This is a genomic window from Bradyrhizobium sp. Rc3b (genome assembly GCF_900114915.1).
GTDB lineage: Bacteria > Pseudomonadota > Alphaproteobacteria > Rhizobiales > Xanthobacteraceae > Bradyrhizobium.
Genome location: NZ_FOUS01000003.1, coordinates 166,092 through 186,773 on the forward strand (window position 1 = coordinate 166,092; position 20,682 = coordinate 186,773).

Sequence of the window (20,682 nt, forward strand, 5' to 3'; positions counted from 1 at the left end):
AGCGCCCGCCTTTACTGCGGCAGCAGTCCGAGCCGCTTGGCGATGATCCGGTCGACCGTCCGTTTCGGCAGTACGGCACCGATCAGATGGCGGAGCGGGTCGGGCGTGATCTGGTAACGTACCTTGGGGCTTACCGCCGTCAGCGCCTCGAACACGATCTCGGCGATCCGCTCGGCCGGCAGGCCCTTCGCGCCGAGGTCCATCATGAAGGCCATGACCTTGTTGAGCGCCGGGAGATAGGGCGAGTTCTGGTAGACGGAGAGATCGATCTGCTCGGCCTTGCTCCAGATCGGTGTCTTCACCGCGCCGGGGGCGACGATGATGACGTCGATGCCGAACAGCATCAATTCGCGGCGCAGGCTTTCCGACAATCCCTCGACGGCGTGCTTGGAGGTGCAGTAGGGCGCCGACAACGGATTGCCGTTCTTTCCTGCGACCGAGCTGATCATCACGATCCGCCCCTTCGGCCCCTTCAGCGACGGGTCGGCCCCGAGCAGCGGCCCGAACGCCTGCGTCGCGATGACAGGGCCGATGACGTTGATGTCCATCTGGCGGCGGAAATCATCCGCCGACAATTCGAGCACGGGACCGGCGACGGCGATGCCCGCATTGTTGACGAGGCCGGCCAGCGTCTCACCGTTCAGCGCTTCGCGAACTTTTCGCGCAGCAGCGAGGACCGCGGCCTCGTCGGTGACGTCGAACAGCAGCGGCCTGAAATTGGCGCCAAACTCGCCCTGAAGCCGGTCGGCATCGGCCTGCTTGCGGACGCTGCCGAACACGCGATAGCCGCGCCCGATCAGGAATTTGGCAGTAGCCCAGCCGATGCCTGTGGACGCACCGGTGACGACGACAGATCGCATGGTCTTCCTCCCCTGGAGTTCCTGCGATCATGCCTTGGATTTTTGCCCATGTCCCGGACAAGCGCAGCGAAACGGAGCGCAGAAGCCGAGACCCGGGAGCCGCAATGGCCCCCGGATCAGCAGCGCACCACTTGCGTGATGCGCTGCGTCCGGGAGACGACTTAGTTCTTCGACTTGTCGACCAGCGCGCCCTTCTTGATCCAGGGCATCATGTCGCGCAGCTTGGCGCCGACTTCCTCGATCGGGTGCTGAGCGAGCTTGGCGCGGGTCGCCTTGAACGAGGTCTGGTTGACCTTGTTCTCGAGCATCCAGTCGCGGGCGAACTTGCCGCCCTGGATGTCGGCGAGAACGCGCTTCATCTCGGCCTTGGTCTCGGCGGTGACGATGCGCGGGCCGGTGACGTACTCGCCGTACTCCGCGGTGTTGGAGATCGAGTAGTTCATGTTGGCGATGCCGCCTTCATAAATCAGGTCGACGATCAGCTTCACTTCGTGCAGGCACTCGAAATAGGCCATCTCCGGAGCGTAGCCAGCTTCGACCAGGGTCTCGTAGCCGCCCTTGATCAGCTCGACCAGGCCGCCGCAGAGCACCACCTGCTCGCCGAAAAGATCGGTCTCGCACTCTTCCTTGAAGGTGGTCTCGATGATGCCGGCGCGGCCGCCGCCGACAGCCGAGGCGTAGGACAGGCCGAGGTCATGGGCGTTGCCCGAGACGTCCTTGGCGATTGCGATCAGGCAGGGCACGCCGCCGCCGCGCTGATATTCCGAGCGCACGGTGTGGCCGGGGCCCTTCGGCGCGATCATGAGCACGTCGAGATCGGCGCGCGGGTCGAGCAGGTTGAAGTGGACGTTGAGGCCGTGCGCGAACACGAGGGCGGCGCCCTTCTTCATGTTGTCGTGCAGGTGATCGCGATAGATGTCGCCCTGGAGCTCGTCCGGGGTCAGCATCATGACGAGGTCGGCCCATTTGGCGGCTTCGGCGACTTCCATCACCTTGAAGCCGGCGGCTTCCGCCTTCTTGACCGAGCCCGAGTCCTTGCGCAGCGCAATGGCAACGTCCTTGACGCCGGAATCCTTCAGGTTGAGCGCATGGGCGTGGCCCTGGCTGCCATAGCCCACGATGGCGACCTTCTTGCCCTTGATCAGGTTCAGGTCGGCGTCGCGATCGTAATAAACACGCATGGGTCGTTTCCTCGTTAGGGGCCAGAATCGGCCGTTGGTCAGGTCCGACTGCTCAAGTCTTGGACGGTGAAATTTGCGGATTTCGGGGGCTGTCTAGAGCATTTTCAGCCGGCTGGGAAACCCGTTTCTGCATGGAAATCCGCGACATCATGCATCCATGAAAACGGGGTAGAGGGAGGCCAGCAGCAGGATCGCCATCAGGATATTGAAGGCGCGGACCAGCCGCTCCGAGGTCAGGACCGGCCGCAATGCCGAGCCGAACAGGGCCCAGACCACGGTCGAGACGGTGCCGACGATCAGGCTGATCACGGTTTGGATCGCGATGTTGAGCGGAAATTGGGCGATCGCCGCATAGGCGGTGATGGTGCCGATCACGATCACCCAGCCCTTGGCATTGATCCATTGGAACATCGCCGCGCCCCAGAAGGTCATCGGGCCGCGGCCATCCCCCTCGCCCGGCTTGGCCGGGCCGGACATGGCGATCGCGACGGCAAGATAGATCAGGTAGGCAGCACCGGCATATTTCAGGATGGTCTGGAGGATCGGATAGGCCAGGAACACGGAGCCAAGCCCGAGGCCGACGGCGGCGACCATGAAGGCGAAACCGAGGACGATGCCGGCGATGTGGGGGATGGTGCGCCGGAAGCCGTAGGTCAGGCCCGAGGACAGCAGCATGATGTTGTTCGGTCCGGGCGTGAAATACATCACGACCATGAAGATCAGGAAGGCATAGAGCAGCGACTGGGACATGCTCACCTCACGCCGTTTTCGGCAACGGTTCTTCGGGTAACGCCTTGGGCCGCTTCGCCAGCACCATCACCGCGATACCGCCGATCACGGTCAGCATGCCGGCGAGCCGCAAGGGTCCGAACCGCTCGCCAAACACGATGCTGGAGGCGGCCGAGCCGACGAACGGCACCAGCAGCGCAAACGGCACCACTTGCGCGGCGGGATAGTCACGCAGCAGCCGGCCCCAGAGCCAATAGGCGATACTCGTTGAGATGCCGCCAAGCGCCAGCATGCAGAGAGCCGATGTCAGCGATATGTGGCTCAGCGACGTCCATGTCGGCGCGGGACCATTGGCGATCAGCGCCAGCACGAACAGCGGCACGGCCGCGGCAAGGCACAACCACGCGAACAGGTCGAACATCGGCACGCCGCGGGCGCCGCGCAGCAGCAGATTGCCGACGGCAAAGCTGATCGGCGAGATCATCAGCACCGCAAACGCGGCGACGCTGAAATCATAGCCGACCGTACCGCAGATCATCAGAAGGCCGATCGCAGCGATACCAACGCCGAGCGCCTGCATCGGCGTCGGCCGCTCGCCAAAAGCGATCGCGGCAAAGCCGATCGTGAACAGCGCCTGGCTCTGCACGACGACGCTGGTCAGCCCCACCGGCACACCATGGGCGATGCCATAGGCCTGGCTCAGGAACTGACCGAGGAACAGCGTAAAGCTGATTGCGATCAGCAGCGACCAGGCGATTTTGGGCTTGCGGATGAACAGGCACGGCAACGCGGCGATGGAAAAACGCAGCGCCGTCATCAGCTCCGGCGAAAGCTCGTCGAGCGCGATCCGGCTCGCCACGAAGGCAAGTCCCCAGATGATCGCCACCAGGATGGCGATGAGGATATCGGCCGGCTTCATTGTTGTTCTCGGTTCTGCCCTGTCGTGCAGCCCTGTTGTTGTCGTTTAGCCTTGCTCGCCGGCTCTTGGTTTGCGCAGCAGATAGGTGCCGTGCATCGGTGCGTGGTAATCGGCCGAGACCAGCGTGAAGCCGACGTCGGTCAGCATCCGCTCCATCACCCAGCCGAAGGTGGAGTATTCGTCGCGCATATGCGTGACGACGCCTTCGCGCGAAAAATCGTGGTTCTTGATCTGGTAGTCAGCCCATTGCTCGACGTCGCGCTCGATCGCGTCGGGCATGGAGGCATAGACGATGTCGCGCAGATAGAAGCTCGCGCCCGGCTTCAGCGCACGATAGATTCGCGACATCGCCACCGCCTTCCAGAAATCCGGCAGGTGGTGCAGCGTGAATTCGCTGACGATCAGGTCGTAGGATTCCGGCCGATAGGCGAAGCTGAGCAGGCCGGCGGACTGTGTGCGCACGGGCGCCTTGCGATCACGCGCGTAGATCTCGGCAAGCGCCAGCATTGCCGGCGAGATGTCGATGGCGTCCACTTCCGCGCCCAGCAGTGCGGCTTCGGTCGCCAGCACGCCGTTGCCGCAGCCGATGTCGGCGATGCGCCAGCCGCGCTGGACTCCCAGCATTTTCAGCGCGGCGCGCGCCCGCAGATCGGCATCGTCGTGGGCGTCGTAGATCGAGGCCACCGCGGGCTCGATCCCCATCCGGTTCCGCTCGTTATAGTACCAGTCGCGCGCCAGCATGGTTCACATCCCTTCAGGCCCGCGGCCGATCGCGGCAACGCCGGTGCGCGACACCTCGACGAGGCCGAGCGGGCGCATCAGGTCGATATATTGATTGATCTTGTCCGTATTGCCTGTGATCTCGAACACAAAGCTCTCGGTCGTGGCGTCGATCACCCGGGCGCGGAACGCATCCGCGAGCCTGAGCGCCTCGACCCGATGCTCGCCCTGCCCGCGCACCTTCACCATCGCCAGCTCGCGCTCGATCGAGCGCTTGGTCTGGGTCATGTCGACGACCCGGTAGACCGGGATCATGCGGTCGAGCTGGTGCTTGATCTGCTCGATCACCATCGGCGTACCCGTCGTGACGATGGTGATGCGCGACAGGTGCTTCTGGGCCTCGGTCTCCGAGACCGTGAGGCTCTCGATGTTGTAGCCGCGGCCCGAGAACAGGCCGATGACGCGCGCGAGCACGCCCGGCTCGTTCTGCACGAGCACCGAGAGCGTATGCGTCTCGTTGGGATCGTGGCGATCCTCGATGAAGTAGGCGGATGCGGGCTGGTTCATTGTCGTCCCCTCTTGTCTCTTCCTCACGCCATCGCTGACGCGTCCGTCCCGACCCAACGGCGGAACAGATCGAAATCGATATTGCCGCCGGACAGCACGAGACCGACGCGCTTGCCCTTCAACTTGCTCTTTTCCTGAAGCGCCGCGGCGAGCGCGGCTGCTCCCGCGCCTTCGGCGAGATTGTGCGTGTCGGTCCAGAGCGCACGGATCGCGGCCGCGACCTCAGCGTCGGTGACCTCTACGATGCGTGAGGCACCCTTGCGGATCAGCGTGAATGCCTCGGCGTCCGGAATGCGCGTCGCCATGCCGTCGGCGAGCGTGTTGCTGGTTTCGGTCGTCACGATCTTGCCGGCCGCAAACGACAGCGCGTAGGACGGAGCTTCGGTCGACTGCACGCCAACGATCTCGGTCTTCAGGCCGAGCAGGTCGCGCGCCATGATGCAGCCGCAGATGCCGGAGCCCTGCCCGATCGGCACATAGAGCATGTCGAGGTCCGCCGCCGCCTTGAACAGCTCAAGCGCATAAGTGGCGACGCCGAGCACAAGGTCGGGGTGGAACGACGGCACCATATGGAGCCCGGCAAACTGCGCGCGGCGCTCGGCTTCCTCACGCGCGGCCTGGAAATCCTCGCCATGCTCGACGAGCTCGGCGCCAAAGGCCTTCATCGCGCGATTCTTCTCGGCCGAATTGCCGCGCGGCACGTAGATCACTGCGGGCACGCCGTGGCGGCTCGCCGCGAACGCCAGGCTCTGGCCGTGATTGCCGCGCGTCGCCGAGATGATGCCGGATGTCTTCGGCCGCTCGCGCTTCAGCCGCTCGAGATAGACCAGCCCGCCGCGCACCTTGAAAGCCCCGATCGGCGTGTGGTTCTCGTGCTTGACCACGACCTGCGCGCCGAGCCGCTCGGCGAGCAAAGGCCAGGCGTGCGCCGGCGTTGCCGGCACCGCCTGCCCCACGATCGCATGTGCGCGCTCGAGCTCGGTCAGGTCGAACATGGCCTCACACCAGCGCCTTGCCGCCGGCGAAAGCCTTGGCGGTGGCCTCGTCGTTGGCCTGCTCCGGCAACAGCATCTCGTTGTGCGCCTTGCCCGAGGGGATCATCGGGAAGCAGTTTTCGAGCGCGGCAACGCGGCAGTCGAACAGCACCGGGCGCTTGACCGAGATCATCTCCTGGATGGCGCCGTCGAGATCGCCGGGCTTGTGCACCTGGATGCCGACGCCGCCATAGGCCTCCGCGAGCTTGACGAAGTCCGGCATCGCCTCCGAGTAGGAATGCGACAGGCGGTTGCCGTGCAGCAGCTGCTGCCACTGCCGCACCATGCCCATGTACTGGTTGTTCAGGATGAATATCTTGATCGGCAGCTCGTACTGAACCGCCGTCGACATCTCCTGCATCGTCATCTGCACCGAGGCATCGCCCGCGATGTCGATGACGAGGCTGTCGGGATGGGCAACCTGCACGCCGACCGCCGCCGGCAGGCCGTAGCCCATGGTGCCGAGACCGCCCGAGGTCATCCAGCGATGCGGCTCCTCGAAACCGAAGAACTGCGCCGCCCACATCTGGTGCTGGCCGACTTCCGTCGTGATGTAGGTATCCCTGCCGCGCGTCGCCTCGAACAGGCTCTGGATCGCGTGCTGCGGCAGGATCACCTCGTTGCTCTTCCGGTAGTAGAGCGAGTTGCGGGCGCGCCACTGCGCGATCTGCTGCCACCACGCCTTGATGTCGGGCTTCTTCGCCTCGGCCTTGAACACCTGGAGGATGTCGCCGAGGATGTTGCCGCAATCGCCGATGATCGGCACGTCGACGCGGATGTTCTTGTTGATCGAGGACGGGTCGATGTCGATGTGGATCTTCTTCGAGCCCGGCGAGAACGCATCGACGCGGCCGGTGATGCGGTCGTCGAAGCGCGCGCCGACGCACAGCATGACGTCGCAATCATGCATCGTCATGTTGGCTTCATAGGTGCCGTGCATGCCGAGCATGCCGAGCCAGTTCTTGCCCGACGCCGGATAGGCGCCGAGGCCCATCAGTGTCGAGGTGATCGGGAATCCGGTGACCTCGACCAGCTCGCGCAGCATCTTGGTCGCTTCGGGACCGGAATTGATGACGCCGCCGCCGCTGTAGATCACGGGGCGCTTGGCATGGGCCAGCAGTGCGACGGCTTTGCGGATCTGCGTCGCATCTCCCTTCACGCGTGGCGCGTAGGAGCGGTGCACGTCGGATTTGCGCGGCGGATGATAGGTGCCGGTCGCGAATTGCACGTCCTTGGGGACGTCGACCAGCACCGGGCCGGGACGGCCGGAGGTCGCGACATAGAAGGCTTCGTGCAGCACTTTGGCGAGATCGTTGACGTCGCGCACCAGCCAATTGTGCTTGGTGCAGGGACGCGTGATGCCGACGGTGTCGCATTCCTGGAACGCGTCGTTGCCGATCAGATGCGTTGGCACCTGGCCGGAGATGCAGACCAGCGGGATCGAATCCATCAGCGCGTCGGTGAGCGGCGTCACCATATTGGTGGCACCGGGGCCGGAGGTCACCAGCGCAACGCCCGGCTTGCCGGTCGAGCGCGCATAACCTTCTGCGGCGTGGCCGGCGCCCTGCTCGTGGCGGACCAGGATGTGCTGGACCTCGCTCTGCTGAAAGATCTCGTCATAGATCGGAAGCACCGCGCCGCCGGGATAGCCGAAAATGTCGGTCACGCCATGATCGATGAGCGCGCGAACGATCATCGCAGCGCCGGTCATCTGGTTCGGATCGTGGCTCTTGTCGCTCATTGGCTTGCTCCGGATGCGCTGTTGTCAGCGGCTTCGTTCGTGTCTGGTTCGGGAAATAAAAAAGGCCCCGAAGAGGGCCCATGCACACCGCCTGTCATGTGGATGGCAGCTAGCCACCCCCGGCGGTGTGCCTGGGTACGACGGCGACAAGGAGTTTGGTAATAATGTTACGCATGGCAGGTGCCCGGCTTCCCAAAGGTTGCGCGAAACATAACGGCCAAAGCCCGGATGTCAAGGCGATGCGGCCGTTCCCGCGCGATTTTGGCAGTGTAGCGGTGTTCCCCGGGTTCGGCGAGAGGTAAATTCGGGAACCCGGACAGAAAAGCGCCTCAGGCGGGGCCGCGGGTCGCGTTTACAATGGCGGCGAGCCATCCCCTCGCCTCCCCGGGCTTCACCCATTCGAACTCCGGCAATTGGTGCCGGAACCAGGTGAATTGCCGCTTGGCGTAGTGGCGGGTATCGGCGCGGCCGGTGGTGGCGGCCTGCTCCAGGCTGAGCTCACCGCGCAAATGCCGGATCAGGCCCGGCACGCCATGAGCCTTCATCGCCGGCAGCAGCGGATCGAGGTTTCTGGCGGCAAGTCGCTCAACCTCACTCAACGCGCCGGCGCCCAGCATGGCGTCGAAGCGGGCATCGATACGGGCATAGAGCTCGTCCCGTTCGGGTGCGAGAAATACCGCGCGAAAACTGTCCTTCGGCAGCAGCGGCGGCTGGCCCTCCCGGTGCCAGTCGAGCAGCGAGCGGCCGGTCGCCTCGACCACTTCGAGCGCGCGCGCGATCCGGGTGCGGTCACGCAGGTTCAATCGCTCGGCCGCACTGGGGTCGCGAAGCGCCAGTTCCGCATGCAGCGCCTCGACGCCGTTGCGTTCCAGCCGCGCGCGCACATCCTCGCGCACCTCGGCAGGGATTGGCGGCACCACGGAGAGCCCCGCCGTCAGTGCCTTGAAATAGAGCCCGGTGCCGCCGATGAAGATCGGCAGACGGCCTTCCGCTTCTGCCTCGTCGAGCGCCTTGGCTGCATCACTCACCCAGGCACCGGCCGAAAAATTCACGGCTGCATCGACATGACCGTACAGGCGATGCGGCGCGCGCGCTTCCTCGCTTTGTGTGGGGCGCGCCGTGATGATCCGCAGGTCACGATAGACCTGCATGGAATCGGCATTGATGACGACCCCGCCCGTGCTGAGGGCAAGCTCCAGCGCCAGCGCCGACTTGCCGCTGGCGGTCGGGCCTGCGATAAGCACGGCCTTGCCAACATGGCTTCTGCTGACTTGCCCCTCGCTCACGAAAACCTCAAATGTCCCTCGTCGCCACGCTGATCTGCAACCCCGACAATCCCGCGCTCGACTCCACCATCGTCGATGGCGCCCGCGCCGTGCTGCCCCAGGCAGCTCCCGCTCACTGGCTGTTCGACGGGGTTGCGGTCGACATTCCCTTCGGCGCCGACAGTAACCTCGAAGCCGACCGTCACGCCATCGAGCAGCGGCTCCGCGAGCTTCGCGGCGACCTGCCCGTCGACATCGTCGTGCAGCCAGTCGGCGCCCGGCGCAAGAAGCTTTTTCTCGCCGACATGGATTCCACCATGATCGGCCAGGAATGCATCGACGAGCTCGCCGATCTCGTCGGGATGAAGGCCCACGTCGCCGCCATCACCGAACGCGCCATGCGCGGCGAGATCGAGTTCGAGCCGGCACTGCGCGAGCGCGTCGCGCTGCTGAAGGACCTGCCCGCCGGCGTGGTCGATGAGGTGCTGGCCAAGCGCATCACGCTGACCCCGGGCGGCCGCGAACTGGTCGCGACCATGCGCAAGCACGGCGCCTATACCTGCCTCGTCTCCGGCGGCTTCACGCTGTTCACGACCGCGGTCGCCGCCAAGATCGGCTTCCAGGAGAACCGCGCCAACGAGCTGGTCGTGCGCGACGGCAAGTTCACCGGCGAGGTGAAGGAGCCGATTTTGGGCCGCGCGGCGAAGCTCGCGACGCTGGTGGATCTGATGGAGTCGTTCGATCTCGACGACATCGACTCGGTCGTGGTCGGCGACGGCGCCAATGATCTCGCGATGATCCAGGCCGCGGGGCTGGGCGTCGCCTATCACGCCAAGCCGGCCGTGGCGGCTGCGGCCGCGGCGCGGATCGATCACGGCGACCTCACCGCGCTGCTGTATGCGCAGGGGTATCGGCGGGACGAGTTCGTGGAGGGGTAGCCTCTTGCCGCATGCTCAGCGGCCGTAGGGTGGGCAAAGGCGCAAAGCGCCGTGCCCACGATCTTTCTCCGACGGCGACAGGGGGTGGGCACGCTTCCGCCTTCGCTCTTCGAGCTACGGCGGACAAGTCGCTTTGCCCACCCTACGGCACCGGCCAGCGACTACTGCACGCTCAGCGCCACAAACCGCAGCTCGCCGTCGGCGTTCGACACCAGCAGCAGCACCGACTTCTTGCCGTCCTTCTTGAGCTGGTCGACCCGCTTCTGGATGTCGGCGCCGCTGGAGACGGCCTCCTGCGCGACCTCGACGATGACGTCGCCGGCGGAGAGGCGCTTCTCGGCGGCGTCGGAATTCGCGTCGACATTGGTGACGACCACGCCCTTGACGCTCTCCTTGATCTTGTAGCGGGTGCGCAGATCCTTGTTCAGCGCCGCAAGATCAAGGCCGAGCGCCTTCTGCGTCACCGGCTTCTCGGGCGCGGGCTCGTCGGTCTTCACCGCGGCCTGCACCTTCTCGGGATCCTGGAGACGGCCGAGGGTGACCTTCTTGGTTTCTTCCTTGCCCTTGCGGATGATGATGACGTCGACTTCCTTGCCGACCGCCGTGTCGGCGACGACGCGGGACAGGTCCTTCGGATCCTTGACGTCCTTGCCGTCGAACTTGACGACGACGTCGCCCGGCTCGATGCCGGCCGGCTTGGCCGGGCCCTTGTCGTCGACGCCCGCAACCAGCGCGCCGCGCGCCGGCTTGATGCTGAGGCTCTCGGCGATCTCGTCGGTGACGCTCTGGATCCGCACGCCGAGCCAGCCGCGCCGCAGCTCGCCGAACTGGCGGAGCTGGTCGACGACGCCTGCGACCGTCTTCGAGGGCACGGCGAAGCCGATGCCGATCGAGCCGCCCGAGGGCGAGATGATCAGCGTGTTGACGCCGATGACGTCGCCATCGAGGTTGAACAGCGGACCGCCGGAATTGCCGCGGTTGATGGAGGCATCGGTCTGGATGTAGCTGTCATAAGGACCCGAGGAAATGTCGCGGTTCTTGGCCGAGACGATGCCGGCCGTCACCGTGCCGCCCAGGCTGAACGGGTTGCCGATCGCGACCACCCAGTCGCCGAGACGCAGCTTGTCGCTATCGCCGAACTTCACCGCGACCAGCGGCTTGGTCGGCTTGAACTTCAAGACTGCAAGGTCGGTCTTCTTGTCGACGCCGACCAGCTCGGCCTTGATCTTGGTACCGTCGTTGAGGATGACGTTGATCTCGTCGGCATCCGCGATGACGTGGTTGTTGGTGACGACGACGCCTGATGTGTCGATGATGAAGCCGCTTCCGAGCGAGTTGGTCTTGCGCGGCGGCGGGCCGCCGTCGCCGCGCTCGCCACCCTTGCTGCTGCCGCCCGGACCTTTGCGGTTCTTGAAGAAATCGTCGAAGAACTCCTCGAAGGGCGAGCCGGGCGGCAATTGCGGCATGGCGTTGCTGCCGCCGCCCTTGGCCTCGACGGTCTGCGAGGTCGAGATGTTGACGACCGCGTCGATCACCTTCTCGGCGACGTCGGCGATGCCCTCCGGTCCGCGCGCATAAGCCGGCGAGCCGAACGCGCTGACAGCAGCGACGGCGAGCGCGGCCAGCCCAATTCGCACACCAAGTCGCGAGCGGGACGGGGCAATGGTGGCAGCGGTCATTGTGATCTCCAGAGAGAGGGATTCGGCGCCAGACTGCGCTTGACGGGGGGACGGCGCAAGCGCGCAGGTTAATGGGCCTCAACACCCCGATAATACGGCGAAAACCGGTCTCTCGCCTTCACTTTGGCGTTGGCGCGCCGCCTAAATGGGGCGCCGCATGACCCAGATCAGGACCAGGCCGACGATGGCCGAACCGATCCCGACCGCCCGCAGGATGTTGTCCGGCGTGGCGATAGCGCTCTTCATGGCCTTGCGCATCCAGTTGGGACTTGCCGCGAACATCAAGCCTTCCAGCACGAACAGGATGCCCAAGCCGATGAGGAAGTCGGCGAACGCAATGGACCTCATCGGATTGGAACCTCCCGTTATGCTGTTCTTGTCTGGACGAAGGGCGGCGAGATCGCCGCCCTTTGTCTAGCTTACGGCTTCGCCGGCGTCTCGGTCGCCGTCTTGCCGGACGGGTTACTGAAGTACCGGAAGAAATCCGAGTCCGGCCGCAGCAGGAAGCGGGTGTCGTTCGAACGCAGCCCGTTCTCGTAAGCCGTCATCGACCGGTAGAAGGCGAAGAAGTCGGCATCCTTGCTGTAGGCTTCGGCGAACAGGCGGTTGCGCTCGGCATCGCCGGCGCCCCGGGTCTGCTCGGCCTGCGAATTCGCCTCGGCGACGATGACGGTCGCCTCACGATCGGCCTTGGACCTGATCTCCTGGGCCTTCTGGCCGCCCTGCGCGCGGAACTCGGCCGCCTCGCGCTCGCGCTCGGTCTTCATGCGCAGATAGACCGCCTGGCTGTTCTGCTCCGGCAGATCGGCGCGGCGGATCCGGACGTCGACGACCTGGATGCCGTAGCCATCGGCCTCGCGATCGAGCTGGTCGCGGATGCGCTGCATCAGCTTCTCGCGGTCGTCGCGCACCACGTTGATGAAGGAGACCTCGCCCAGCACGCGGCGCAGCGCCGCGTTCAGCAGCGTGGTGAGCTGGATGTTGGCAGCCTGGATCGAGCCGACGCTCTGATAGAAGCGCAGCGCATCCTTGATGCGGTAGCGCGCGAAGGCGTCGACCACGAGCCGCTTCTGATCGGAGGCGATCGCTTCCTGCGACGGGTTCTCCAGATCGAGGATCCGCTTGTCGATGTTGATCACCGAATTCCACGGCGCCTTGAAGTGCAGGCCGGGTGCGGTGACGACGTCGACGGGCCGGCCGAACTGGAGCACGATGGTCTGCTCGGTCTGCTGCACCGTGAACAGCGACATGTAGCCGACGATCACGACCAGCAGGAGCCCGACCAGCGTGACGAAACCTGTGACCGGGGACCTCATCGGTTGCCTCCGCTCGACTGCGGACCGGTGGTAGGCGGCCGCTTGGTCGTCAGTTCGCCGAGCGGCAGATAGGGCACGATGCCCTGGCCCGAGGGCCCGCCGTCAAAGACCAGCTTGTCGGCGCCGCCGAGCACGCGCTCCATCGTCTCCAGATAGATCCGTTCACGCGTCACGTCGGGCGCCTTCTTGTATTCCTCGTACACCTTCAGGAAGCGCGCGCTCTGGCCCTTGGCCTCGGCGACCGCCTGCTCCTTGTAGCCTTCGGCGTCTTGCAGGATCTTGGCCGAGCGGCCCCGCGCCTGCGGCACCACCTGGTTGGCGTAGGTCTGCGCCTCGTTCTGCAACTGCTCGAGATTGGCGCGCGCCGCCTGGACGTCGCGGAACGCGTCGATCACCTGCGCCGGCGGATCGACCTTCTGCATCTGCACCTGGGTGACCTGAATGCCGGCGCCATAGCTGTCCAGCGTCCTCTGGATCAACTCCTGCACGCCCTGCTCGGTGACGTTGCGTGCGCCGGTCAGGATCGGCTGGATCTGCGAGCGGCCGATCACCTCGCGCATCGCGCTCTCGGAGACCGCCTTCACGGTGCCTTCGGGATTCTGGATGTTGAAGAGGAAGTCGCCGACGCCGTCCGGCTTGATGCGCCAGAGCACGGTGAAGTCGACGTCGACGATGTTCTCGTCGCCGGTCAACATCAGGCTCTCTTCCGGCACGTCACGAATGGAGCGGCCGCGCCGCGCCGGATCGTCGATCAGCGTCATGCCGATCGAAATGGTGTTGACGCGCAGCGCTTTGGGCAGCAGCACTGTCTCGATCGGATAGGGCAGATGATAGTTCAGGCCCGGCTGCACGGTGCGAACATGCTTGCCGAAACGCAGCACGACGCCGAGCTCTTCGGACTGCACGCGGAAGAAGCCCGACAGCAGCCAGAACGCGACGATCAGCAGCACGATCAGCGTGATGCCGATGCCGGAGAAATAGCCGCCCGGCATGATCTGCTGGAGGCGGTCCTGGCCGCGCCGCAGAAGGTCTTCCAGATCCGGCGGCCTCGGCCCGACCGGTTGCGGGCCTGAGCCCCATGGTCCCTTCGGACCCGAGCCCCATGGGCCACCGCCCTGATTCTTCCACGGCATTCGACGCTCTCCTCGGCAGGGTGGAATTGCCCCTTGCCCGCTTTGTCCGGTCCGCTTTATAGGGGACAGGCAAGTCCCTTACAACGCAGCGGTGACCGTCTTCCGAGCTATGCTCGGGCACGAAAAAGTCAATGTAAACATTGAAGAAAGCGGTTAATGGCCGCGCCGCCGACGATATGTCACATAGGAGTATTCGGCGCTGTCCTCGCCTGCGGCAGGATGGCGGACACGCGCCACCTCGTCCCATTCCGCCTTGTCGATGTCGAAATACGTATCGCCTTCGGGTCGCGCGTGGACTTCGGTGATTTCGAGCCGATCGGCGCGGTCGAGCCATTGCCGAAAGATTTCGGCGCCGCCGATCACCGCGATCTCAGTGACCGAACGCCGCAGGGCATCGCCGCGCGCGACCGCGTCGGCGTCCGCGGCCGACGTCGTGACGATGGCACCATTGGCGCGATAACCCGCATCGCGCGTGATGAGGATGTTCGTGCGGCCCGGCAGCGGGCGGCGGGGCAATGATTCAAAGGTCTTGCGGCCCATGATCACGGGCTTGCCGATCGTGAGCGCCTTGAAGCGCGCCATGTCGGATTTCAATCGCCACGGGATCGCGTTGCCCGCGCCGATGACGCCGTTCTCCGCGATCGCGACGACGAAGACGATCTCCATCAGGGCGCACTCCCGGCAAGCCGCGTCAGCGCCGGCCCGGTGACGCGGCACAGCGTCCAGTCGTCCATCATCACCGCGCCGAGCGACTTGTAGAACGCGATCGACGGCGCGTTCCAGTCGAGCACCGCCCATTGCAGGCGGGACCAGCCGTTATCGGCGCATTCCTTGGCCAGATAAACCAGCAGCGCCTTGCCGAGCCCCCTGCCGCGATGCGACGGCCGCACGTAGAGATCCTCGAGATAGATGCCGTGACGGCCACTAAAGGTGGAGAAATTTGTAAACCAGACCGCGAAGCCGGCCGGCTCGCCGTCCCACTCGGCGATCGCGCAATAGAGTTGCGGTCGCTCGCCGAACAGCGCATCGGCGATGTCGGCCTCGGTCGCTTCGACCTCGTGCGAGAGTTTTTCGTATTCGGCGAGCTCTCGGATGAAAGCGAGAACGAGCCCGGCTTCGCCCGGGCGCACACGGCGAATGTTGAGCGACATCGGCGCTAAACCGCGACTTCCGCCTTGATGTGCGGATGCGGGTCGTAGCCGACGAGCTCGAAATCCTCAAAGCGGAAGGAGAAGATGTCCTTCACATCGGGATTGATCCGCATCACCGGCAGCGCGCGCGGCGCGCGCGTGAGCTGAAGCCGGGCCTGCTCCAGATGGTTGGAATAGAGATGGGTATCGCCGAACGAATGTACGAAGTCGCCGGGCTTCAGGCCGGTGACCTGCGCCACCATCATGGTCAGCAACGCATAGGAGGCGATGTTGAAGGGCACGCCGAGGAAGACGTCGGCCGAGCGCTGATAGAGCTGGCAGGACAGCTTGCCGCCTGCGACGTAGAACTGAAACAGACAATGGCACGGCGGCAGCGCCATCTTGTCGACTTCGGCTGGATTCCACGCCGAGACGATCAGGCGGCGCGAGTCCGGATTGCGCTTGATCATGTCGACCACGTTCGCAATCTGGTCGATGCTGCGGCCGTCAGGCGCCGGCCAGGAGCGCCATTGATGGCCATAGACCGGGCCGAGATCGCCATTGGCATCCGCCCATTCGTCCCAGATGGTGACACCGTTGTCGCGCAGATATTTGATGTTGGTGTCGCCCTTCAGGAACCACAGCAGCTCGTGGATGATCGCCTTCAGCGGCAGCCGCTTGGTGGTCAGCATCGGGAAGCCGGCCGACAGATTGAAGCGCATCTGATGACCGAACACCGAGAGCGTGCCGGTACCGGTCCGGTCGGTCTTCTCGGCGCCGTCTGAAAGAATCCGCTCGAGCAGGTCCTGATACTGGTGCATGTGCGACTGAGCCTTTGGGGAGGCGGCGAACTTAGCGGCCGTCCCCGCGCTGCAACAGCGGCGATTCGCTGTCCGCTCCGATTATACCCGGAAAAGTGAGTGGTCCCGGCGCAAACGACAAGGGGCGGAACCCAAGTCCCGCCCCTTGCCCTATCGGCTTGATCGCACTGCCTAAGTTGCCGGCTTGAGCACCGGGGTCCATTTCGCGATCTCGTTCTTGACGAGGGTGGCCAGCGCCTCCGGCGTCCGCTCCGCAGGGCCCGGGATGACGCTGCCGAGCTCGAGCAGGCGCTTCTTCACGGTCTCGTCGTCGAGCGCCTTGCTGGCCGCAGCGTTCAGGCTGGCCAGAATCGCCGGCGAAGTTCCCTTGGGCGCGAACATCGCATTCCAGGCCTGGGCCTGGAATTTCGGCAGGCCCGCTTCTGCCGTGGTCGGCACGTTCGGCAGCGACGGATTGCGCTCCGGCGTTGCGATCGCATAGGCCTTGATGGTCCCGGCATTGATCTGCGGCACGGCGTTGACGATCTGGTCGCACATGTAGTCGACCTGCCCCGCCACCAGCGCGTTCATCGCAGGTCCCGTGCCGTTGAAGGGCACGCCGACCGGCTTGATGTCGAGGATCGAGTGCAGGAGCTCGCAGGAAACGTGCGAGACCGAGCCGACGCCGGCATGGGCAGCATTCACCTTCTCGGCGTTGGCCTTCACATAGGCCACGAACTCCTTCAAATCCTTCGGCGGAAAGTCCTTGCGCGCGAGGATCAGGATCGGGGTGCCCGCGAGCAGCGCGATCGGCTCGAAATCCTTCTCGGGATGATACGCGAGCTTGGGATAGAGCGGCACCGAGGCGGCATGCGTGCCCATATGCCCGGTGATGAGCGCATAGCCGTCATTGGCCGCGCGCGCGGCGCGGGTGGTTGCGGTGGTGCCGCCGGCGCCGACCACGTTCTCGATGATGATGCTCTGTCCCAGCGTCTGCGCCATATGCCCGGTGACGATGCGCGCGACGACGTCGGTCGGGCCGCCGGCCGCAAACGGCACGATCATGGTGATGCTGCGCGTCGGATAAGTCTGCGCCTCAGCCGGCGCAACAAAAGCGCACAGCGAGGCGAGCGCTGCGGCACATGCGCTCGTGAGCGCGCGAATGAAGGTCATGTCGATCCCCGTCGTTCCCTTGGACACAGCAAAATGCCGGCCCAAAGGCCGGCATTTTCATTTCACGAAGCCGTAACACAAGTCGATTCGACTTCCGAATGCGGCGCGCCGACGCAGGCGGCTTTTCACGTGAGCATGATCTTTCCGGAAAACCGCCTGACACTTTTCCGGATCATGCCCTAGTTCTCAGACTCGGTGAACACCTGGTCCCGCTTCGATCGCAACACAGGCAGCACTGTGAGCAGCAGCAGGCTCGCCGCGATCGCGAGCAGCACCGCCGACAGCGGACGCGTCAGGAACACGCTCCAGTCGCCGCGCGAGATCAGCAGCGCACGGCGCAGGTTCTCTTCCATCAGCGGTCCGAGCACCATGCCGAGCAGCAGCGGCGCCGGCTCGAAATCGTGCTTGATCAGCCAGTAGCCGACGAGACCGAACACGCCGGCAAGGATGACGTCGACCGGCGCGTTGTTCACCGAGTAGATGCCGATCGCGCAGAAGATCACGATCGAGGGGAACATCAGCCGGTACGGCACACGAAGCAACCGGACCCAGATTCCGACCAGCGGCAGGTTGATGATGATCAGCATCAGATTGCCGATCCACATCGAGGCGATCATGCCCCAGACGAGGTCGGGCTGCTTCTGCATCACCTGCGGACCCGGCACGATGCCGTGGATGGTCATCGCGCCCACCATCAGCGCCATCACCGCGTTCGGCGGGATGCCGAGCGTCAGCAGCGGGATGAAGGAGGTCTGCGCCGCAGCGTTGTTGGCGCTTTCCGGCGCCGCCACGCCCTCGATCGCGCCGCGGCCGAACCGCGACGGGTTCTTGGCGAGCTTCTTCTCGAGCGTATAGGCCGCGAACGAGGCGATGACCGCGCCGCCGCCGGGCAGGATGCCGAGGATCGAGCCGAGCACGGTGCCGCGCAGGATCGGCGGCGTCGAGTCGAGCAGGTCCTTCTTGGTCGGCATCAGGCCGGTGATCTTCTGCTGCACGAGATCGCGGTTCATCTCGGCGCCATGGTCGAGATTGCGGATGATCTCGGCGAAGCCGAACACGCCCATCGCCACCGTCGCAAAGCCGAGGCCGTCGGCGAGCTCTGGAATGTTGAAGGCCATGCGCGAGGCGCCGGTCTCGATGTCCGAGCCGACCATCGACAGCAGCAGGCCGAACACGATCATCGCGATCGCCTTCAGCACCGAACCCTTGGCCAGCACGACCGCGAAGATCAGGCCGAGCACCATCAGCGAGAAATACTCGGCCGGACCGAACGCCAGCGCCAGCTTGGTCAGCGGCGCGCCGAGCAGGGCAATCAGCACGGTCGCAACGCAGCCGGCGAAGAACGAGCCGATCGCCGCGATCGCCAGCGCCGGGCCGGCACGGCCCTGCTTGGCCATCTGGTGACCGTCGATAGCGGTGACGACCGATGTCGCCTCACCTGGAATATTGACCAGGATCGACGTGGTCGAGCCGCCATACTGGGCGCCGTAATAGATGCCGGCGAGCATGATCAGCGCGCCAACCGGCGGCAATCCGAAGGTGATCGGTAGCAGCATCGCGACGGTGGCGATGGTGCCGATGCCCGGGAGCACGCCGACCAGGGTGCCGACCAGCGCGCCAATCAGGCACATCAGCAGGTTGATCGGGGTCAGCGCGACGGCAAAACCGTGAGCGAGGTTGGCAAAGATATCCATCACACCCTCACTGGATCATGAAACGCGGGTACATCGGCATCGGCAACCCGAGCACGTAGGGAAAGAGGATCGCGCAGCCGATGGTCAGGCAGGCGCCGACGATGGCGGCCTCCAGCCAGCGCGTCTCATGCGACCCCGTCGCGGCGATCATGAAGCTCGCAAAGGCCGTGACCACGAGGCCGAGCGGCCGGATCGCCAGCGCGAAGAACAGGATCGCGGCCATCACGAACAGCGGCCCGCGCCACGAGTAATGGGCCATCGTCGGCCCATCGGTCAGAAGTCCGGTCAGGGCGATGCCGGCGGACAAGGCGACCAGCAGTCCGCCGAACATCCGCGGCGCGGTGCCGGCGCCGAAGGAGAAGCCGCGCATCCCCTGCAGATCGCTCGAGGCCCACAGCGCAAACAGGGCCAGCGCCATCAGGATGACCCCGCCGACATAGTCCTGCGCCGACCTGATGGTCATGAACAGCGTGACGATCGCGACCACGAAGATCGGATAGGAATAGATCAGCGCCAGCAGCACCTCGGACGACGCCTTCTTGGTGTCACCGGTGGCCGCTCCCATCAACGTACTGGGCGCGCCGGCGAGCAACGCGGTGGCGTGGCTGATCACGACCGTGGCCGGGCCGCGTCCCGCGCCCCAACCGAAAATCGTCCCTATCGACCAGATGAATTCGAAAATCTGCGGCGCAATCGCCAGCAGACAGAAGCCGAGCGCCACCTGGGTATTTCGGGTGGCTGTCGCCGTGTGGCCCATCGTATCGGCCATGCATGTCTCCTCCGCGACCGGTAAGTCACGAGCACTGTTGTTCTAAATCGGCTGGAACTGGGTCCCCCGCCCGGATCACTGCCTAGCGATTTTCATTACACAATGCCAGCAAAACCCAACAGTCCCCCGGCGAGCAGGAGCCAGAGTGGATTGATGCGCGAGACCGAGGCGATCACCGCAACCATTGCGGTCAGGAGCACTGCAGCAATTGTGCGATCGGTCGACTGGGCCAGGATCAGGGCACTCGCCGCCATCAATCCGATCGAAAGCGGAACCAGTGCAGCTTGGATCAAGCCGGGCCAGCGCGATTTGCTGGGCCGATTGAGGAGGCGGCTGATATAATAAGCAAGCAGCGCCGTCAGGCAGGCACATCGCCAGCCGTCGCCGCCAGTGCGCCGGGGATGCCGGCGACGGCATAGCCGATTAAGGTCACGATAAGCACGTTCGGACCTGGCGCGAGCTGCGTGATCGCAATAGGCGTCGGTGAACTGCTCGTCGGTTATCCAGTGATGCACCTCGACCGCGATGCGGTGCATCGCGGCCACCGCCGCCGCGGCGCCGCAGACCGCGAACAGCGACATCAGTCCAAAGAACAGCGACATCAGTCCAAAGGTGGAGATCAGCGCTCAGATCGGATTGTCGGGATTCATGCTGCTACTTTCCGCCGCAGGAAAAGTGGCGCCGACACTGACGGGGATCGCGACCAGCAGCACCGCCGGAAAGCGGCAGGCGAAGCACCCGATGGCAAGAAACACGCCGGCCATCAGGATCAATGCGAGGGGATCCGTCCGCTTCAGCAGCGGCGTCATCATGCGGACCACTACTGCGATCACGAGGCCTACCGCCGCGCAGGAGATGCCGGCGAGGCTGCGGCGCAGCACGTCGAGGTCGCCGTAACGGGCGTAGATGATCGCAAGCATCGTCATGATCAGCGTCGGCGGCAGCAACAGGCCTGGCGCTCGGCCGGCCGGTGCTGAATCCTCGGACATCTCAGAAGCTTAGAACGCCGGCCGCGGCGTCGCTAAGGCCAGTCG

Annotated in this window: 21 protein-coding genes and 1 pseudogene; 1 reads left to right on the forward strand and 21 read right to left on the reverse strand. The window is 64.9% G+C overall.

Features of this window, described 5'->3' with window-relative positions:
• Positions 1-11: 11 nt before the first annotated feature.
• The 9 genes from BM190_RS07615 to miaA all read right to left on the reverse strand — a co-directional run bounded on the left by BM190_RS07615 (position 12) and on the right by miaA (position 9,037).
• Complete coding sequence (locus tag BM190_RS07615; protein WP_092253325.1) at positions 12-860, reverse strand: SDR family oxidoreductase; 849 nt, start codon at positions 858-860, stop codon at positions 12-14.
• 161 nt (positions 861-1,021) lie between these two features.
• Positions 1,022-2,041: a ketol-acid reductoisomerase gene (ilvC, locus tag BM190_RS07620; protein ID WP_018319725.1), complete on the reverse strand. Its 1,020-nt coding sequence runs from the start codon at positions 2,039-2,041 to the stop codon at positions 1,022-1,024.
• A 147-nt stretch (positions 2,042-2,188) separates the two neighbouring features.
• Positions 2,189-2,791 carry a LysE family translocator gene (locus BM190_RS07625; protein ID WP_177236957.1) on the reverse strand — a complete coding sequence of 201 codons (603 nt, stop codon included), beginning with the start codon at positions 2,789-2,791 and terminating at the stop codon, positions 2,189-2,191.
• A 7-nt stretch (positions 2,792-2,798) separates the two neighbouring features.
• Positions 2,799-3,689, reverse strand: a complete 891-nt coding sequence (locus BM190_RS07630) for an EamA family transporter (protein ID WP_092253329.1) — start codon at positions 3,687-3,689, stop codon at positions 2,799-2,801.
• A 45-nt stretch (positions 3,690-3,734) separates the two neighbouring features.
• A complete protein-coding gene (locus BM190_RS07635; RefSeq protein ID WP_018319722.1) occupies positions 3,735-4,430 on the reverse strand; it encodes a class I SAM-dependent methyltransferase in 696 nt (231 codons plus the stop codon).
• 3 nt (positions 4,431-4,433) lie between these two features.
• On the reverse strand, positions 4,434-4,976 hold the full coding sequence (ilvN, locus tag BM190_RS07640; protein ID WP_011089241.1) for an acetolactate synthase small subunit: 543 nt from the start codon (positions 4,974-4,976) through the stop codon (positions 4,434-4,436).
• Between the two features lie 23 nt (positions 4,977-4,999).
• Positions 5,000-5,971, reverse strand: coding sequence for a threonine dehydratase (locus BM190_RS07645; RefSeq protein WP_092253331.1), 972 nt, complete (start codon positions 5,969-5,971; stop codon positions 5,000-5,002).
• Positions 5,972-5,975: 4 nt separating this feature from the next.
• Positions 5,976-7,751 (reverse strand): acetolactate synthase 3 large subunit, encoded by a 1,776-nt coding sequence (locus BM190_RS07650; RefSeq protein ID WP_092253333.1) that lies wholly within the window; start codon positions 7,749-7,751, stop codon positions 5,976-5,978.
• A 329-nt stretch (positions 7,752-8,080) separates the two neighbouring features.
• A complete protein-coding gene (gene miaA, locus BM190_RS07655) occupies positions 8,081-9,037 on the reverse strand; it encodes a tRNA (adenosine(37)-N6)-dimethylallyltransferase MiaA (protein WP_092253335.1) in 957 nt (318 codons plus the stop codon).
• 11 nt (positions 9,038-9,048) lie between these two features.
• Here miaA and serB point away from each other — a divergent pair, with 11 nt between their 5' ends.
• Positions 9,049-9,954, forward strand: coding sequence for a phosphoserine phosphatase SerB (serB, locus tag BM190_RS07660; RefSeq protein ID WP_092253337.1), 906 nt, complete (start codon positions 9,049-9,051; stop codon positions 9,952-9,954).
• 161 nt (positions 9,955-10,115) lie between these two features.
• On the opposite strand, the gene BM190_RS07665 is transcribed toward serB, so the two are convergent.
• The 12 genes and pseudogenes from BM190_RS07665 to BM190_RS07720 form a co-directional block, all read right to left on the reverse strand.
• Positions 10,116-11,633, reverse strand: coding sequence for a Do family serine endopeptidase (locus BM190_RS07665; protein ID WP_092253339.1), 1,518 nt, complete (start codon positions 11,631-11,633; stop codon positions 10,116-10,118).
• A gap of 141 nt (positions 11,634-11,774) precedes the next feature.
• The gene (locus BM190_RS07670; RefSeq protein WP_018319716.1) at positions 11,775-11,981 is read right to left on the reverse strand and encodes a DUF2065 domain-containing protein; all 207 of its coding nucleotides are present in this window, start codon (positions 11,979-11,981) and stop codon (positions 11,775-11,777) included.
• 71 nt (positions 11,982-12,052) lie between these two features.
• Positions 12,053-12,949, reverse strand: a complete 897-nt coding sequence (hflC, locus tag BM190_RS07675) for a protease modulator HflC (RefSeq protein WP_018319715.1) — start codon at positions 12,947-12,949, stop codon at positions 12,053-12,055.
• Positions 12,946-14,082, reverse strand: coding sequence for an FtsH protease activity modulator HflK (gene hflK / locus BM190_RS07680; protein WP_092253341.1), 1,137 nt, complete (start codon positions 14,080-14,082; stop codon positions 12,946-12,948). Before hflK ends, hflC begins: the two co-directional genes overlap by 4 nt.
• Positions 14,083-14,235: 153 nt before the next feature.
• Positions 14,236-14,748: a dihydrofolate reductase gene (locus tag BM190_RS07685; RefSeq protein WP_092253343.1), complete on the reverse strand. Its 513-nt coding sequence runs from the start codon at positions 14,746-14,748 to the stop codon at positions 14,236-14,238.
• Positions 14,748-15,233, reverse strand: coding sequence for a GNAT family N-acetyltransferase (locus BM190_RS07690; protein WP_092253345.1), 486 nt, complete (start codon positions 15,231-15,233; stop codon positions 14,748-14,750). Before BM190_RS07690 ends, BM190_RS07685 begins: the two co-directional genes overlap by 1 nt.
• A 5-nt stretch (positions 15,234-15,238) precedes the next feature.
• Positions 15,239-16,033 carry a thymidylate synthase gene (locus tag BM190_RS07695; RefSeq protein WP_018319711.1) on the reverse strand — a complete coding sequence of 265 codons (795 nt, stop codon included), beginning with the start codon at positions 16,031-16,033 and terminating at the stop codon, positions 15,239-15,241.
• Positions 16,034-16,204: 171 nt separating this feature from the next.
• Entirely contained in the window at positions 16,205-17,185 is a 981-nt protein-coding gene (locus BM190_RS07700) for a tripartite tricarboxylate transporter substrate binding protein BugD (RefSeq protein WP_092253347.1), read from the reverse strand.
• A 179-nt stretch (positions 17,186-17,364) separates the two neighbouring features.
• Positions 17,365-18,879 (reverse strand): tripartite tricarboxylate transporter permease, encoded by a 1,515-nt coding sequence (locus tag BM190_RS07705; RefSeq protein ID WP_026202241.1) that lies wholly within the window; start codon positions 18,877-18,879, stop codon positions 17,365-17,367.
• A gap of 7 nt (positions 18,880-18,886) precedes the next feature.
• Positions 18,887-19,648 carry a tripartite tricarboxylate transporter TctB family protein gene (locus BM190_RS07710; RefSeq protein ID WP_092253349.1) on the reverse strand — a complete coding sequence of 254 codons (762 nt, stop codon included), beginning with the start codon at positions 19,646-19,648 and terminating at the stop codon, positions 18,887-18,889.
• Positions 19,649-19,743: 95 nt separating this feature from the next.
• Positions 19,744-20,250, reverse strand: a pseudogene (locus tag BM190_RS07715) (chromate transporter).
• A 24-nt stretch (positions 20,251-20,274) separates the two neighbouring features.
• Complete coding sequence (locus BM190_RS07720) at positions 20,275-20,637, reverse strand: chromate transporter (RefSeq protein WP_244550620.1); 363 nt, start codon at positions 20,635-20,637, stop codon at positions 20,275-20,277.
• Between the last annotated feature and the right edge of the window lie 45 nt (positions 20,638-20,682).

Excerpts from the sequence above, each read along its gene's own strand:
- BM190_RS07615 (WP_092253325.1), bottom strand. The coding sequence starts at position 860 with ATGCGATCTGTCGTCGTCACCGGTGCGTCCACAGGCATCGGCTGGGCT.
- ilvC (WP_018319725.1), bottom strand. The coding sequence starts at position 2,041 with ATGCGTGTTTATTACGATCGCGACGCCGACCTGAACCTGATCAAGGGC.
- BM190_RS07625 (WP_177236957.1), bottom strand. The coding sequence starts at position 2,791 with ATGTCCCAGTCGCTGCTCTATGCCTTCCTGATCTTCATGGTCGTGATG.
- BM190_RS07630 (WP_092253329.1), bottom strand. The coding sequence starts at position 3,689 with ATGAAGCCGGCCGATATCCTCATCGCCATCCTGGTGGCGATCATCTGG.
- BM190_RS07635 (WP_018319722.1), bottom strand. The coding sequence starts at position 4,430 with ATGCTGGCGCGCGACTGGTACTATAACGAGCGGAACCGGATGGGGATC.
- ilvN (WP_011089241.1), bottom strand. The coding sequence starts at position 4,976 with ATGAACCAGCCCGCATCCGCCTACTTCATCGAGGATCGCCACGATCCC.
- BM190_RS07645 (WP_092253331.1), bottom strand. The coding sequence starts at position 5,971 with ATGTTCGACCTGACCGAGCTCGAGCGCGCACATGCGATCGTGGGGCAG.
- BM190_RS07650 (WP_092253333.1), bottom strand. The coding sequence starts at position 7,751 with ATGAGCGACAAGAGCCACGATCCGAACCAGATGACCGGCGCTGCGATG.
- serB (WP_092253337.1), top strand. The coding sequence starts at position 9,049 with ATGTCCCTCGTCGCCACGCTGATCTGCAACCCCGACAATCCCGCGCTC.
- BM190_RS07665 (WP_092253339.1), bottom strand. The coding sequence starts at position 11,633 with ATGACCGCTGCCACCATTGCCCCGTCCCGCTCGCGACTTGGTGTGCGA.
- BM190_RS07670 (WP_018319716.1), bottom strand. The coding sequence starts at position 11,981 with ATGAGGTCCATTGCGTTCGCCGACTTCCTCATCGGCTTGGGCATCCTG.
- hflC (WP_018319715.1), bottom strand. The coding sequence starts at position 12,949 with ATGAGGTCCCCGGTCACAGGTTTCGTCACGCTGGTCGGGCTCCTGCTG.
- hflK (WP_092253341.1), bottom strand. The coding sequence starts at position 14,082 with ATGCCGTGGAAGAATCAGGGCGGTGGCCCATGGGGCTCGGGTCCGAAG.
- BM190_RS07685 (WP_092253343.1), bottom strand. The coding sequence starts at position 14,748 with ATGGAGATCGTCTTCGTCGTCGCGATCGCGGAGAACGGCGTCATCGGC.
- BM190_RS07690 (WP_092253345.1), bottom strand. The coding sequence starts at position 15,233 with ATGTCGCTCAACATTCGCCGTGTGCGCCCGGGCGAAGCCGGGCTCGTT.
- BM190_RS07695 (WP_018319711.1), bottom strand. The coding sequence starts at position 16,033 with ATGCACCAGTATCAGGACCTGCTCGAGCGGATTCTTTCAGACGGCGCC.
- BM190_RS07700 (WP_092253347.1), bottom strand. The coding sequence starts at position 17,185 with ATGACCTTCATTCGCGCGCTCACGAGCGCATGTGCCGCAGCGCTCGCC.
- BM190_RS07705 (WP_026202241.1), bottom strand. The coding sequence starts at position 18,879 with ATGGATATCTTTGCCAACCTCGCTCACGGTTTTGCCGTCGCGCTGACC.
- BM190_RS07710 (WP_092253349.1), bottom strand. The coding sequence starts at position 19,648 with ATGGCCGATACGATGGGCCACACGGCGACAGCCACCCGAAATACCCAG.
- BM190_RS07720 (WP_244550620.1), bottom strand. The coding sequence starts at position 20,637 with ATGTCCGAGGATTCAGCACCGGCCGGCCGAGCGCCAGGCCTGTTGCTG.